Origin of the sequence: Desulfogranum japonicum DSM 18378 (genome assembly GCF_000429945.1) — a bacterium.
GTDB classification, from domain to species: Bacteria; Desulfobacterota; Desulfobulbia; order Desulfobulbales; family Desulfobulbaceae; genus Desulfogranum; species Desulfogranum japonicum.
The window spans coordinates 18,686-33,204 of record NZ_AUCV01000039.1; the positions used below are offsets into that span (position 1 = coordinate 18,686).

14 protein-coding genes are annotated in these 14,519 nt (G+C 44.0%); 8 read left to right on the forward strand and 6 right to left on the reverse strand.

Annotated elements, in window-relative coordinates; translation table 11 throughout:
• Positions 1-80: 80 nt before the first annotated feature.
• Together eno and G493_RS0116425 are read right to left on the reverse strand one after the other, a co-directional pair.
• Positions 81-1,376 carry a phosphopyruvate hydratase gene (gene eno, locus G493_RS0116420; protein WP_028581272.1) on the reverse strand — a complete coding sequence of 432 codons (1,296 nt, stop codon included), beginning with the start codon at positions 1,374-1,376 and terminating at the stop codon, positions 81-83.
• Between the two features lie 141 nt (positions 1,377-1,517).
• Positions 1,518-2,729 carry a type II secretion system F family protein gene (locus G493_RS0116425; RefSeq protein WP_028581273.1) on the reverse strand — a complete coding sequence of 404 codons (1,212 nt, stop codon included), beginning with the start codon at positions 2,727-2,729 and terminating at the stop codon, positions 1,518-1,520.
• A gap of 134 nt (positions 2,730-2,863) precedes the next feature.
• On the opposite strand from G493_RS0116425, the gene G493_RS0116430 reads away from it, so the two are divergent.
• Positions 2,864-3,169 carry a PxxKW family cysteine-rich protein gene (locus G493_RS0116430; protein WP_232363782.1) on the forward strand — a complete coding sequence of 102 codons (306 nt, stop codon included), beginning with the start codon at positions 2,864-2,866 and terminating at the stop codon, positions 3,167-3,169.
• Between the two features lie 630 nt (positions 3,170-3,799).
• Here the strand turns inward: G493_RS0116430 and G493_RS0116435 are convergent.
• Genes G493_RS0116435 through G493_RS0116445 form a run of 3 tightly spaced genes read right to left on the reverse strand, consistent with a single transcriptional unit; the run spans position 3,800 to position 6,630 of the window.
• Positions 3,800-5,110 (reverse strand): UDP-glucose dehydrogenase family protein, encoded by a 1,311-nt coding sequence (locus tag G493_RS0116435; RefSeq protein ID WP_028581275.1) that lies wholly within the window; start codon positions 5,108-5,110, stop codon positions 3,800-3,802.
• A 10-nt stretch (positions 5,111-5,120) separates the two neighbouring features.
• Positions 5,121-5,810, reverse strand: a complete 690-nt coding sequence (locus G493_RS0116440; protein ID WP_084813620.1) for a YggS family pyridoxal phosphate-dependent enzyme — start codon at positions 5,808-5,810, stop codon at positions 5,121-5,123.
• A 10-nt stretch (positions 5,811-5,820) separates the two neighbouring features.
• Complete coding sequence (locus tag G493_RS0116445; protein WP_028581277.1) at positions 5,821-6,630, reverse strand: TatD family hydrolase; 810 nt, start codon at positions 6,628-6,630, stop codon at positions 5,821-5,823.
• A 375-nt stretch (positions 6,631-7,005) separates the two neighbouring features.
• Between G493_RS0116445 and G493_RS29700 the strand changes: the two genes are divergently transcribed.
• The 3 genes from G493_RS29700 (at position 7,006) to G493_RS32375 (ending at position 9,417) form a co-directional block, all read left to right on the forward strand.
• Entirely contained in the window at positions 7,006-7,500 is a 495-nt protein-coding gene (locus G493_RS29700) for a hypothetical protein (protein WP_028581278.1), read from the forward strand.
• Between the two features lie 56 nt (positions 7,501-7,556).
• Positions 7,557-8,777 (forward strand): bifunctional phosphopantothenoylcysteine decarboxylase/phosphopantothenate--cysteine ligase CoaBC, encoded by a 1,221-nt coding sequence (gene coaBC, locus G493_RS0116455; protein ID WP_028581279.1) that lies wholly within the window; start codon positions 7,557-7,559, stop codon positions 8,775-8,777.
• Positions 8,778-8,886: 109 nt separating this feature from the next.
• Entirely contained in the window at positions 8,887-9,417 is a 531-nt protein-coding gene (locus G493_RS32375) for a DarP family protein (RefSeq protein WP_028581280.1), read from the forward strand.
• A gap of 34 nt (positions 9,418-9,451) precedes the next feature.
• Here G493_RS32375 and G493_RS0116465 read toward each other — a convergent pair whose 3' ends face one another.
• Positions 9,452-10,369, reverse strand: a complete 918-nt coding sequence (locus G493_RS0116465; RefSeq protein ID WP_028581281.1) for an NAD(P)/FAD-dependent oxidoreductase — start codon at positions 10,367-10,369, stop codon at positions 9,452-9,454.
• A gap of 663 nt (positions 10,370-11,032) precedes the next feature.
• On the opposite strand from G493_RS0116465, the gene tolQ reads away from it, so the two are divergent.
• Genes tolQ through tolB form a run of 4 tightly spaced genes read left to right on the forward strand, consistent with a single transcriptional unit; the run spans position 11,033 to position 14,474 of the window.
• The gene (tolQ, locus tag G493_RS0116470) at positions 11,033-11,725 is read left to right on the forward strand and encodes a protein TolQ (protein WP_028581282.1); all 693 of its coding nucleotides are present in this window, start codon (positions 11,033-11,035) and stop codon (positions 11,723-11,725) included.
• 5 nt (positions 11,726-11,730) lie between these two features.
• The gene (gene tolR, locus G493_RS0116475; protein WP_028581283.1) at positions 11,731-12,159 is read left to right on the forward strand and encodes a protein TolR; all 429 of its coding nucleotides are present in this window, start codon (positions 11,731-11,733) and stop codon (positions 12,157-12,159) included.
• Positions 12,160-12,163: 4 nt separating this feature from the next.
• The gene (locus G493_RS0116480; protein WP_028581284.1) at positions 12,164-13,156 is read left to right on the forward strand and encodes a cell envelope integrity protein TolA; all 993 of its coding nucleotides are present in this window, start codon (positions 12,164-12,166) and stop codon (positions 13,154-13,156) included.
• A gap of 31 nt (positions 13,157-13,187) precedes the next feature.
• On the forward strand, positions 13,188-14,474 hold the full coding sequence (gene tolB / locus G493_RS0116485; protein WP_035274847.1) for a Tol-Pal system beta propeller repeat protein TolB: 1,287 nt from the start codon (positions 13,188-13,190) through the stop codon (positions 14,472-14,474).
• Positions 14,475-14,519: the final 45 nt, after the last annotated feature.

Genomic DNA, 14,519 nt, shown 5'->3' on the forward strand with positions numbered 1-14,519 from the left:
GCTTGCCTCCAAATGAAACGACCAGCTAATAGTTCTCTTGTTAACTATATGATATGTCGTAAAGAGAGAACTTGTCAAATTCATTTGGTAAGAAAATGGAAGGCTTCAGCACCTGCATATTTAGCGGCATCACCAAGCTCCTCTTCGATACGGAGTAGTTGGTTGTATTTTGCTACTCTATCACTGCGAGAAGGTGCACCTGTTTTAATCTGTCCGGTGTTGAGAGCAACAGCAAGATCAGCGATGGTTGCATCTTCAGTCTCACCTGATCTATGAGAAATCACAGCAGTATAACCAGCTCTGTGAGCCATGTCGACAGCATCAAGAGTTTCTGTAACTGAACCTATCTGGTTGAGTTTTACCAGAATTGAGTTCGCTACCTCTCGTTGAATACCTTTTTTAAGGATTTCGGTATTGGTAACGAAAATATCGTCACCTACGAGTTGAATTTTTTTGCCAAGTTTTTTGGTCAGTTTTTCCCAACCTTTCCAGTCAGATTCGTCAAGACCGTCTTCAATGGTAATGAGAGGGTACTTTTTTACCCAGTCCTGATAGAATTCTATCATTTCCTCAGCGCTTTTTTCTGGTTTCTTTTCTGCATTCAGAATGTAAGTTTTTTTCTCTTCAGAGTAAAACTCACTGGAGGCAGCATCGATTCCTATGCATATATCTTTTCCAGGTTTATAACCAGCCTGAGTAATACCCTCAAGGATAGCCTCCATGGCCTCCTCATTTGAACGTAAATTTGGGGCGAAACCGCCTTCGTCACCGACCGCGGTCTGCAGCCCGCGATTTTTAAGAACTGCCTTTAAGGCATGAAATGTTTCAGTGCCCATACATAAAGCTTCTGCAAACGATTGTGCACCCACAGGCAGAATCATAAACTCCTGAATATCAACGTTATTATCTGCATGAGCTCCGCCGTTGAGGATATTCATCATGGGTACGGGGAGAACCTTCGCGTTTATGCCTCCTATATAATTATATAGGGGCAATTCAAGTTCTGCAGCAGTTGCTTTGGCGACAGCCATGGATACACCTAGAATGGCATTGGCTCCCAGTTTCTTTTTGTTCTTGGAGCCGTCAAGCTGCAACATGATATTATCAATAGCCACCTGCTGTGAAGACTCAAAACCGAGAATAGCAGGTGCAATGATTTCATTAACATTTTGAACTGCCTGTTGAACGCCTTTCCCACCATAACGTTTTTTACGTGTGTCTCGCAGCTCTAGAGCTTCCCTTTTTCCCGTCGAGGCTCCTGAAGGAACAGCTGCCCTGCCCACGGCACCGGTTTCAAGGTAGATTTCAACTTCTACGGTGGGATTTCCGCGGGAATCAAGAATTTCCCTGCCGACAATATCTATTATTTCGCCCATGACAATGGTTCTCCAATGTATAAAAGTAACAGCTATTAAGTGTGGAATTGTTTATCGGCCTTACGTATTTGATGCCAGAAAACAGATTTCCATTACTTGATTTTGGCTGGATAATTTGCCCAGCCGTGGTGATCGACTATTTTATCCGCCAACAACAGATGCCATCTTGAAAATTGGCAAATACATAGATATCACTAGTCCCCCAATCATACCGCCTAAAAATACCATCATAAAAGGCTCTATCATGGCAGTCAGATTTTCAACGGCCTGGTCAACTTCCTCATCATAAAAATCAGCAATTTTTTCCAGCATGGTATCCAATGCACCAACTGATTCACCGACATTGATCATCTGCACAACCATGGAGGGGAAAACGCCTGACTCCTCCAAAGGTTCGGCGATGGGTCGACCTTCGGCGATGGCATCAGCCGTTCGGAAAACGGCCCTTTCTATTACCTTATTTCCTGCAGTTTTGCCAACAACTTGTAGGGCATCTAGAATAGGGACACCACTTTGTAGCATGGTGCTCAGTGTTCGAGTGAACTTGGCAACAGCAATACGACGGGTAAGCGGGCCGATGACTGGAGCTTTCAGCATCAAGGCATCTATCTTCAATTTTCCTTTTTCCGTCGCATATATCTTTTTGATTATCCAAACCAATGCAAAGCCTGTAAGAAAGAACCAGAACCAGTTGGATTTGAAGCTGTTACTCATATTCACAACGATCTGAGTAGGAACCGGCAGAGCATTGCCAAAATCCTTAAACATTTTGTCAAAAACAGGGATTACAAAGAGAAGGATGACAACCAAGATGATGAGACTGATACCCAAACAGATGGCCGGGTAGGTCATGGCTCCCTTGATGCGTTTCTGAAGAGCCATTGATTTTTCCTTAAAAACCGCCAGGCGTGAAAGAATGGTATCGAGGATACCTCCAAGCTCACCAGCTTCAATCATATTTGAATAGAGATTGTCAAAGGCTTTTGGATGTTTACGCATGGAGTCTGCTAGGGTGGTTCCCGTTTCAACATCCACCTGGATTTCTGTTAGAATATTTTTAAAGGTTTTATTATCTTGTTGTTTGCCAAGTATCTGCAAGCATTGGACCAGGGGAAGCCCCGCATCAATCATGGTCGATAGCTGCCTGGTAAAAATGACAAGATCCTTTCCTGTAACCTTTGGTTTAAAAAATGTAACGTTTTCAAGAAGATCTTTCGGTTTTTCCTTGATAACAGGGTCATCTATTCGCAATCGCCTGAGTTGAGCTCTGGCCGATGATTCGTCTACTGCTTCGATTTCACCCTTGCGCTTTTCACCGAAACTATTTTTTCCTTTCCATACGTAAATTGGCATGCAGTATTCTCCAGACAGCAATAAAGATATTTTTGATCTAGGCCGAGTAAAGTGTTGACAGATCGCGTAATTGCTTATATAAAACCATTCCTTATTCTGTTTGAAGCAGACAGATTCGCAATCTGTAATATTGTATGGAAGTTTTTTTCTTGGTTCAAGAAAAAGTTTATATTTTTTCAGGAGTTGGCGTTATGCAAGTAGACAATGTAGAGAAGTTTTCTGAAGGCGGTTTTGAGCCCATTTCAGAGAAGTGTGAAGGGTGCGAAAGAATCGTAGAAGTAGCAGATGCAAAGTATTGTAATACTTATGTTAAACCTGATGCAAAATGGCGCCTTGGAATATGCAATTTCGCGACACATGCCAAGCCGGAGGTTAAAGTGGTGAAAGTCCGCGTTAACCCATTGAAAGCAGCAAAAAGGGCTTCAAAGCGTAAATCTTGATCATGTAGCTTTTAAGTACACGTCCTTGAAGGCATTGGGTGTGTAAGATAGACTTGTTTGCGTTTTAAACATCTCAGGGCTTCGAGCGTTTTTTTCAAAACAATGCGTTGCGTTGACAAGCGAGCGGCAACTGATTGTGTTGGATAGGTAGTCCTATCCTTCAACGGTGTAAGCAGTTCGTGAAGACGCTCTGTTTTGTCAAAAAAGGACTCATGCAGATATACCTGAAAAATACTGATTGTAGAGAAGCCAATTACCGGCTCCCTTATACGGGTGCCGGTTTTTTTTGTGTTACCTCGTAACCTTCATCGATAAACCTGTAACAATACAATATAGGCTCCACCCTTCATCTGCGTGCAGGTTGGCTGCCGTGATTAGATGGTTTCTCACCATAAATAAGGATGTCACTCAAGTTTAGGCAAGCGTAAATTCCAAGGCACAATATATCACAGACACAGCGTTGAGGTAGGAGAGGCGTCTGCGCTATCCTCTGAAGGTCTCATGGAGAGTAGAAGGCAAGAATTGGGTAAAAAGAGCGTTTGTGGTCGGCCTCCTGATCAATGCCCGGCAAGGTAACAGCTCCCTCATTCTCAATGAAGAAACCCGTGTACCTTGCCGGAAATATATTTTTCAGCAGGTTCCTACGCCTGTATATGTAAAACCTTGTTGGTTCATTTTATCAGGTTCGTAGACATTGCGAAGATCTATGAATATTGGCGAGGCCATGCTGTTGCGAATGCGCTCAAGATCCAGGGCGCGATATTGGTTCCATTCTGTCATAAGCACCACGCAGTCAGCGTTTTCAGCAGCTTCGTAGGCATTTTGCACGTATTCGATTTCCTCAGGTAAATAGCGTTTGGCCTCCTCCATCCCCTTGGGGTCATGGGCTTTTATTTTCGCCCCTTTTTCAAGGAGAGCAGGTAGGATCGTTATTGCCGGTGCATCCCTCATGTCATCTGTTTCTGGCTTAAAGGTTAGGCCGAATACACCAATTTTTTTACCGGCAATGGATCCGCCAAGGGCTTCACGTATTTTTTTGACCATGCGAGCTTTTTGGGCAGCATTGACTTCAACCGCTGCTTCAACGATACGCACATTTTCTCCATGCTCCTGAACTATGCGCAGCAGGGCCAGAGTATCTTTTGGAAAACAGGATCCACCATAACCTGGTCCTGGGTGAAGAAATTTATTCCCGATACGACCATCCATGCCGATAGCTTTTGCAATATCTGTAACATTTGCACCTACAGCCTCGCAGACATTTGCAATTTCATTGATAAAGCTGATTTTCACTGCTAAAAATGCATTTGCAGCATATTTTGCAAGTTCAGCGGATTCAATGGTTGTACAGACAATCGGTGTATCCCGGAGGTATAAAGGCTTGTAGATTTCTCTGAGAAGTTCCTCTGCTCGTTCATCTTCAACACCAATGACAACACGGTCAGGTCTCATGAAGTCGTTGATAGCTGCGCCTTCTCGTAAAAATTCAGGATTGGATGCTACGTTGAATTCTGCCTGAGGATTGGTCTCTGCTATAATTCGTCGTACTTGGCGGGCTGTTCCTACAGGAACAGTACTTTTATCCACCACGACCGTGTATCCCTTAAGATATTGGGCGATAGATTTGGCTGCTTCGTAAAGGTATGTTAAATCCGCATATCCGTCACCACGCCTGGAGCTAGGGGTCCCAACTGCAAGAAATACTGCATCGGCATCCGGTATGGATTCTGCAAGATCAGTTGTGAAATGCAGCCTGGCTTCTGTGGTATTTTTTTTCACCAGGACATCCAATCCGGGCTCATATATTGGAATTTGCCCTTTTTTAAGATCTTCTATTTTTTGCGTATTAGTATCAACACACGTTACAGTGTGACCGAACTCTGCAAAACAGGTACCGGTGACAAGACCTACGTAACCAGTGCCTATCATGTTGATTTTCATATAATATTCCTCAATACGTTCTGGCACCGAACAGTGCGGTGCCCACTCTGATTATAGTCGCGCCTTCTTCAATGGCGACTTCGAAATCTTGGGACATGCCCATGGACAATTCAACTCTTTCATTGTCGTAAAAGAGATTCTGCGCAGCAAAGCTCTGGCTGAGTTTTTTGAGTTCTCTGAAATATGGTCTGGATTTTTCAGGATCCTGGTTATAAGGTGGAATAATCATCAGCCCCTTAGCGCGCAGTTGAGGCATATCCTTGATGGCTTCAAGTAAAGCCGTTGCAGCTTCAGGGGCTATACCTGATTTTTGTTGTTCAGCCCCTATATTGATTTGTATCAAAACATCGAGTGTCCTGCTACATGCTGCAGCGTGGGTATCCAGTAGTCTGGCAAGTTTAACCCGGTCAACGGTTTCAATGACAGTAAAATGTTCTGCAGCCAGCTTGGCCTTGTTACTCTGAAGATGACCTATGAAATGCCACGTAATGTCTTTGGGTAGAAGTTGTGTTTTTGTGATAGCCTCTTGGAGGTAGTTTTCTCCGAATATTCTTTGACCAGCTTGATAGGCTTCAAGAATATTTTGATCAGTTTTTTTTTTGGAAACGGCAACCAGGCTGATCTCGTTGCTTTGCCTATCACATCTTGCAGCAGCTGCCACTATACGTTTGTTCAGGTTAGAAATATTTTCTGATATCATTAGGCTCATGTTAGGGGAGCTTGAAAAGATTTTTTGCGTTTACAGTTGTTGCTGTTGCGACTTCCGTCAAGGGAATATCTCGGAGCTCTGCTATTTTTTCCGCTGTATAAAGCAGTAGGGAAGGGGTGTTTCTTTTTCCTCTGTATGGAACAGGCGCAAGAAATGGGCCATCAGTTTCGATGACCAGCCTTTCAAGTGGAACCTGCCGGGCAACTTGTTGTAGAGTCGTAGCATTTTTAAAGGTAACAATACCAGGGATTGATACATAAAAACCCAGTTTTAAAATTTCCTCGGCAAATTGCCAGTCACCGGAAAAACAATGCATAACCCCGCCAGCAGGAAATGGAGCATGTTCTTTCAGCAGGGTTAGAATGTCTTCATGTGCGTCGCGGTCGTGGATAACAACCGGCAAATTCAATGCTTTGGCGAGCTGGAGTTGAGCTCTACATGCGGTTTTCTGAATATCGACAGGAGCATAAGCCTTGGCATAATCAAGCCCAATTTCACCGTAACCTACCACTTTGGGATTTGCGGCAAGTACGTTCAATTTATCTAGCGTCTCTTTTGTTGCAGTTTTTGCTTCATGGGGATGAATGCCTACTGTAGCATAAATTCTATCATGGGCCTGTGCCAGTTCAATCGCACGGGCTGAACTTTGCAGGTCAATGCCTATTGTGATGATAGTTGAAATATGCGACTCGTGAGCTAGCCGAATAACGGCGTCCAGGTCATCTGCATAATCTGACATGTCCAGATGACAGTGGGTATCTGTAAAGACAACGGACGGGCTTTGAGGGACAGGTAGTGGTTTTTTTTTCACTGGAATGGATACGACGAGTTAAAGGTTAAATAAATGAGAGCGGTTTGCCTGTGGAGGTTTATCACCTGTGAAAAATCGTTTCTTTGTAACAGGAGAATCTACTATGTTATACATTCGCGAATGTCATGTCTTCAGGAGCAAGACAGCATACCCTGTCGGTTTGCCTGGTAAGAAAGAAAAAACCATTCGTATGGTGTCCGCTCTATCATAGTGAATGTTTATTGACATTGAAACCTTAATTTTTTACAACCATAAAATTGATATTTTATCAGAGAGTTGGGAGGGGCAAGGCTGTCTTGTCTGTTTGTCATTCGACTTTACAAGATCGGATCGCACTCAATTATACTCAATTAAATCGCATGGAGGATCTGCCTGATGAAAAAAAATATCCTGTCTACAGTTACTTGTGTTGCAATGGTTGTGCTGGCATTAACCATGAGCAGCTGTACGATGAACAAAGGCTCTCTGTCATCATCGCCTGGAGACGCTGAAGGGCTTGCTCCCATACCTGGTAACGCTGGTGATATCCTTGATATTAATGTACCGGCAGAAATGGAGATGGATCGAACAAAAACCATGGGGATAAAAACCGAATCGTTTCGCGGCGGTGTGTATGTTTATAAAGGCAATGTGTCCATGCTTTCATTGAAAGATTATATGGTGCAGTCAATGCAGGGAAATAAATGGAAACAGGTTGGAGAGACTTCAGCCAAAGATATCATGCTTGCCTTTGTCAAGCCCAGCAAGACCTGTATGATGATTATCAGTGAAGGGGGCCCCTTGAGTAAAACCTCCCTTGCGTTCTATGTCACCATAGACCAGACAGCAGCTACTTCTCTCAATCCATTTGGTGAGGCGGTTACGCAATAGTACCGTTTTTAAAGTCATGCGTATATCGAGTATAAAAGGGTTCAACAGGTGCATATATGAATGACCTGACCGGAGTCCGCATCCTTTTAGGGACGAGCGGTTCTGTTGCCGTGTATAAGGCTGCCGAATGGGCCAGGGAATTAGTCAAGGAAGAGGCGATTGTCACAACTCTTATGACAGCTGCTGCTCAGCAATTTGTCACGCCTCTAACCTTTGCGGCACTGACCGGTAATTCTGTATATTCAAATATGTTTTCTATTGACCCTGACGGGGTCATGGCACATATCAACCTCTCCAGGGAAAACGATGTACTTTTGGTCGCACCAGCAACAGCTCAGACTATTTCTCGTTTGGCAACGGGCAGTGCCGAGGACTTGCTTTCTGCTGTAGTTTTGGCTGCAAAAATTCCGGTCGTAATCTGTCCGGCTATGAATACCAACATGTACACACATCCTGCGACTCAGGAGAACCTGCATAAACTTATCGGTTTTGGCTACCGTATTGTCAAGCCTGATTCTGGAAGTCTTGCTTGTGGGGAAACGGGTGAAGGGCGTCTTGCCGGTTGGGATACAGTTCGTGAATTACTGCTTTCCCTGTTAACTCCACAGGATCTCCTGGGGCAGAAGATTGTAATAACAGCAGGTCCAACACAAGAACCCATTGACCCGGCCCGTTATATCACCAATCGATCCAGTGGGAAGATGGGATATGCTTTAGCTCGCGTTGCTCAAAGACGTGGTGCAGAGGTGACGTTGATTACAGGCCCTGTTCATCTTCCTCCTCCTCCTGGGATCACGTGTGTTCACATTCTGAGCGCAGAGGATATGGAAAACGCTGTCATGGATGTTGCCGATAAGGCAACAGTCATTATTAAAGCTGCCGCAGTTGCTGATTATCGGCCCGCCGAGATCCATCAACAGAAAATGAAGAAATACAAAGAGCATTTTTCTCTGGAACTCGACAAAAATAATGATATTCTCGCTGAATTGGGCAAGCGTAAAAAAGATGAGCAGGTGCTGGTAGGATTTGCGGCGGAAAGTCAGAATCATGACCAGGAAGGGAGGCGTAAACTGCGTGAGAAGAACCTTGATCTCATTGCTGTTAATGACATATTGGGGAAAACTACCGGATTTGATGTCGATACGAATCAGGTCCTTCTAATTGATCGAGAGGATTCTACTTCTCTCCCCCTTATGAGTAAGGAAAATACAGCGTCTCACATTTTGAATAAAATTGTCGACCTGCTGAATCGGAAAGGTATGCTTGCAACTCTTTGATTTTTCTTGACAAAGTGTATCTTTCCCTGTGGTTGGAAGACTTCGGGCTCGCTTGATATTGGCGGGCCTTTGCTTTCTAAGGAATATAAAGTGTTTAAAGGTGGTTTTCATGCAGTTAAGCCGATCTGAACAGAAACGCCGTATCAAACAGGTGGAAAAACTCGTCCAGGAGTTGTCAACCCTTTCTCCGCAGGTAATTCGGCAATTACCATGTGACAGTGAAACGCAGGAGTTGTTGTCCGAGCTTGACGCATTGAAAGGCGGCGCCAAGAAACGACAGTTGAAATATGTTACGAAGCTACTCCGTGATCAACCTCTTGAAGAATTGTATGCCTTCATATCTGCACGTCGAGGTGAGCGGTTGCGGAAAAATAAACACATTCATGATGTCGAATACATGCGCGATCAGCTTATAGACGAGTGTCTGGCTAAGAAAAAATATGTTGAAGAAGAAGGTGGTGAGTGGAGTGAACAGTGGCCAAGTGAGGTTGTGGAAATGATTGCCAGGGAAATGCCCGGCATAGAAAAACCTTCTCTGCTGAGATTGGCCTATCTTTTTGCTCAGACAAGAAATCCCAGGCACAGCAGGGAGATGTACAGGTATCTTTTGGCACAGAAAGAACAGGAGCAATACCGTTAGAGCACTGCTCCCCTGCCTGTTTTTTTGCCGACTGTTACTGTGATTCAGATTTCCTTTTTTTTCTCGCATAGGTAGCTGCCTCCATGCCGGCAACACATCCTTCGCCTACTGCCTTGGCCATCTGATACGGAGGTCCGACAATATCTCCAGCTGCATAGATACCCTCTATGTTGGTTTCTTGTTTTTTGTTTGTCTGGATATATTTAAAAGACTCACTGTCCAGCATAACTCCAATCAGGGTGGCCAATTGCAATGCACCTTTGGAGCCAAGCTCGATAAACAGTCCTTCGGACTCTATGTGTTTACCGTTGGCAAGCTGGAGGGATTGTACGGCATTCTCTCCTTTAACAGCTACTATTTCACTTGCTATATACTCTACATTGCTGTTGTGAAGTTTGTTGCGAAGTTCTTCTGATACATCAAGGTTTTGAGCAATAAGGTAGACGTGAGATGCATAATCAAGCAAGGTCAATGCTCCGTCAACGGCCGCACTGCGATTTCCAGTGACAGAAACAACAGCACCCCGGTAAAAGTTAGCATCGCAATCCACACAATAACTGACTCCGCGGCCGGATAATTCCTTTTCTCCTGGTACGCCGAGTTTGGTTTTTGAAACTCCCATACTGAAGATGATGGTTCGTGATTGAATTTGGCGACCATTTTCCAGTAACAGTTCAAAGAGAGTGTCTGTTTGTGATATTTTTAATACATCTTCCGGGGAGTATTCTGCGCCAAAGTGTCTGGCTTGCTCAAGTCCGGTTTCCAAAAGATCCTTACCATTGGAAACACCTTTTATGCAGGCATAATTTTCGATATGTGCACCATATAATGCAGAATTTTCTATACGGCCTAGCATTATAACCCGGGTTTTTCTTCGAGAAGCATGAATTGCTGCCTGGATTCCAGCCGGACCAGATCCGATTATAACCACATCGTAAAGTGAATCGCTCATAGCGTACCTCGAGAAAGATTTCGAAAAGGGGTAAAACCCGACACACAGCCCCTCAGGTGCCGGATAATTTTTGTCAATATTTGTACACCATACCTAGATCGAGGTCGACAGATTTATTGATTTCATTTATAGTCACATAACATATATTGGACAAGCTACCACGGGATGTTGGACAGTTTATTGTGCTGTATGGTTAAGTGCTCTTTACCAAATCATTATTTCGTGAAGAGCTTTTCTATCCCTGCTACAAGAGTATTGGGCCAGATTTTCTGGTGTAAAGGGGCTACAGCTCTGCTGCTTCCAAAAGGTCCACTATACAGGCATCTCTACACTTGTTCGGATTACTCACCTGTCCAAAAGCATATTTTTTTTATTGCGGCGCGCAAATTGCTTGCTCTCTGTGTTGCTCAAATGAGATAGTGCCTGTCCATAACTGAGGCTTTTTGCTCAAATTCAAGTCCTGCGATACATTGTATTGCAGGCATATAGATGATATCGGAGCCTACGGTTTATCTTTGGAGATGTTTTCAGATTTAACGAAGATATGGGTGGGAATAACATTATCGAACAGCTTCCTGGTTATGCGTTATCTCTGCCTTAGGGTGTAGGCTTGTTATTTGTCAGCTTTTTCATTTACTTTATAATTTCGTAGAAAGGTATATTGTGACTCTCTCAATTATTGAAATGATTTTTAATGCAGGAATGATGGTAAAGGCCGTCATGCTTACCCTGTTTTTTTTCTCACTCATATCCTGGTCCATTGTCATTACCAAATATTTAATGTTTAGAAGATCTTCAAAGGCTTCACGTATTTTTCTTGATGTCTTTTGGAGATGCAAAAATTTAAACGAGGCATTTTCCGCTGCGCAACAATACACGCAAAGCCCTGAAGCTGCGGTGTTTGTAACAGGATACAATGAATTGAAAAAACTGAATGCCAGTAGAGCGGGCGGGGAATCACAGCCTCCTCTTGAAATGCAGTTGGCAACCATGGAAAATCTGAAGAGATCTGTTCGTAAAGCCCAATTGTTGGAAAGCGACAGGATGTCGAAATCCCTGGGCTTCCTTGCTACCACAGGTAGTTCCACGCCCTTTATAGGATTGTTTGGAACTGTTTGGGGAATCATGACTTCTTTCCAGGACATCGGGGTCCGTGGATCTGCATCCTTGGCTGTTGTAGCGCCAGGTATATCCGAAGCCCTTGTAGCAACTGCAGCAGGCCTTGCCGTAGCTATCCCAGCTGTCATCTTTTTCAATCATTTCTCCAATACAGTAGCCGGGTGGGAATCTGATATTGACAACTTCAGTTCAGATTTTCTTAATCTCATTGAACGGGATATTCTTTCACGGGCTTGAATGTTATGGGACCATTAGGAGGACGAAATAAAAAAGGACTGGTTGCGGAAATCAATGTCACACCACTGGTTGATGTTATGCTCGTACTGCTCATCATCTTCATGGTAACTGCACCTATGATGACTCAGGGGCTGGAGGTCGACCTGCCAAAAACAACTGCCAAGGCTCTTCGCCAGCATGAAGAACCCATTGTAATAACCATAAAACAAAGCGGTGAGGTTATGCTTGGTCAAATACAGGTTAGTGCCTCTCTTCTCAGGCAACAATTGGGAACGCTGTCTGAAGAAAAGAAGAAAGAGCCTGTGTATCTCCGTGCTGATGAAAAGGTGCCCTATGGTGTAGTGGTCGCAACCATGGCAGATATTCGGGCATCGGGTTTTGAAAAAGTGGGGATGATTACCCTGCCGTCTGATAAGGAAAAACAGGGGCAATAGTATTGTGTCGTACAGAAATTTTTCTGAAAAGGATTTTCTCCTTCAACAGGAATACGAAGACAATAAGTGGAAATTAGCCATAGTCCTGGCACTTGTGTTCCATTTCATGGTGCTGCTCTCATCTTTGTATATGCCTAAATTTTTTGATTCCAAGCCCCTCATTGAAAATGTGATGACGGTTGATCTCGTCTCTGTGACTGAACTGGAGAGTGATTCTGCGCCTGAACCTTCTTCTCTTCCAAAGCAAGTGGAGCCAGAGACTGTTAAAGTTACGCCTCCTCCACCTGAATCTGAGGAAATACCGGTTCCGGTACAGGAAGAAATCAGTATTCCCCAGTCAGAACCTGAAGTAGCTGTAGAAGCAAAACCTGTTTCAGTATCCCCATTAAAACGAAAGGTAAAAAAAGCCAGCGATACACGGTTAGCTGAAGAAAGAGAACGGGAAAAACTGGCAGAACAGAATAGAGAAAGGCTGCGAGAGGAGCGCATTCGTCAGCAACAGCAACAGGAACAACTAGAGAAACAGGAACAACGCAGACGCCAGCAGCAGTTACGCCAGGCTCAACGCAGAGCAGACGAGGCTGCTCAGCGTGCCCGGGAAGAATTGGCAGCTATGATTCGTGAGCAACGTGCCATGCAGAACAGCCCTTCTCCTCAAAGAAGTGGGCAAAGATCAGGTTCAGCATCCTCACAGGTTACCTCTGCGGTGGTAAAACAGTACTATGCTATACTTTACCAGCAGGTACAATCATACTGGATTTTACCGGAAATGAAGAAGTGGGATAAAAATCTCGAAGCTATCGTGGTGGTAACCATAGATCGGAGCGGGCGTGTCCTGAATACCTCTTTTGAGAGGAAATCCAGCGATCCGTTTTTTGACCAGTTTGTTATAAAAACCATAAACAATGCCGCGCCAATGCCGAGTTTTCCTAATCTTATGAAGGAGTCAACCCTGGAAGTAGGACTTCGTTTCCGCCCTGGTCAATTGGTAATGTAACCCTCAGGTTTAACTTTTGTGCAAAAGGAGCATGATGTTTAGTAAATATATTTTAGCTTTATTCGTCTATGTCGTGTCGGTGAGTTGCTGCTGGGTATCTTCTGCACAGGCCGATAGAGTTTATCTTGATTTTTCTGCACAAGATGTCAGGAAAATTGTTGTTGCTGTTCCTTCATTTACAACAGAAGGCGTGCAGAATAAAACAGGACGTAATATCGCTGATTTACTTGGCAAAGCGATTGAGTTACACGGATTTGTTGATATTGTTGAAGCAGCAAAATATGGAGATCTGCAAAATGGTAACTGGCAGGCTCTTGGAGTAGACTATGTGGTTGTCGGACAATATTCACTTGACGGTACCAATATCACTGTTGAGGGGCGATTATTGAATGTTGCCGAAAACAGACTGCTCGCTGGGCGTAGATACAAAGGCAATGAAGCTCAGCAAGATGACATGACCCTGCGGTTAGCTGATGCACTGATTGAAGAGTTTACCGGTGAACTTGGCGTCAGCAGAACTTCCATTGCTTATATTTCTGATGCAACAGGAAGGAAGGAAGTATATATAAGTGATATACTTGGTCGTAATCAGCGACAGGTGACACGACATAAACATCTCTGCGTTTCACCTCGCTATACACCTGATGGAAACAGTTTGGCATACAGTACCTATCACCGTGGAAATCAAGACCTTTACATCACTGACCTGCGACAATCTCAGATTACCCGATCTTTGTCTCGGCATAAAGGTATGAACCTCGCCCCTGCATTTTCTCCGGATGGCAAGCGAATGATACTTACCCTGAGCAAAGGAGGTAGCCCTGATCTGTATCTTATGACCAGTGAAGGCAAAATTATCGAACAGTTAACCCGCAACGCGGGGATAAATGTTTCTGCAGATTACTCTCCTGACGGGCGTTTGATAGTCTTTGTATCTGACAGAAGTGGTAAACCGCAACTTTATACCATGGACCTTAGCAGCAAAAATGTTAAACGTTTGACCTTTAAACGGTCTGAAAACAGTGAACCTGCGTGGTCCCCAAAAGGCGATCAAATTGCCTTTACCGGGATGGTTGATGGACATTACCAGATTTTTGTTATGGATACCGAAGGAAAGAATGCCAGACAATTAAGTGATGGATGGGGAGATTTTGAATCGCCTAATTGGTCACCTGATGGGAAAATGCTCGTTTTTACCCGGAAAAGAAATGGTAAATCAGATATTTGTATTGTCGGCGCCAATGGTAAAAATATGAGGGTGCTTTTTACATTCAAGGGGAATCAGTCCTACCCTCAATGGTCACCGAGACCACAGTGACAATAAATTCAATAAATACAAGTACGTTGTCTTTACATGATTAGG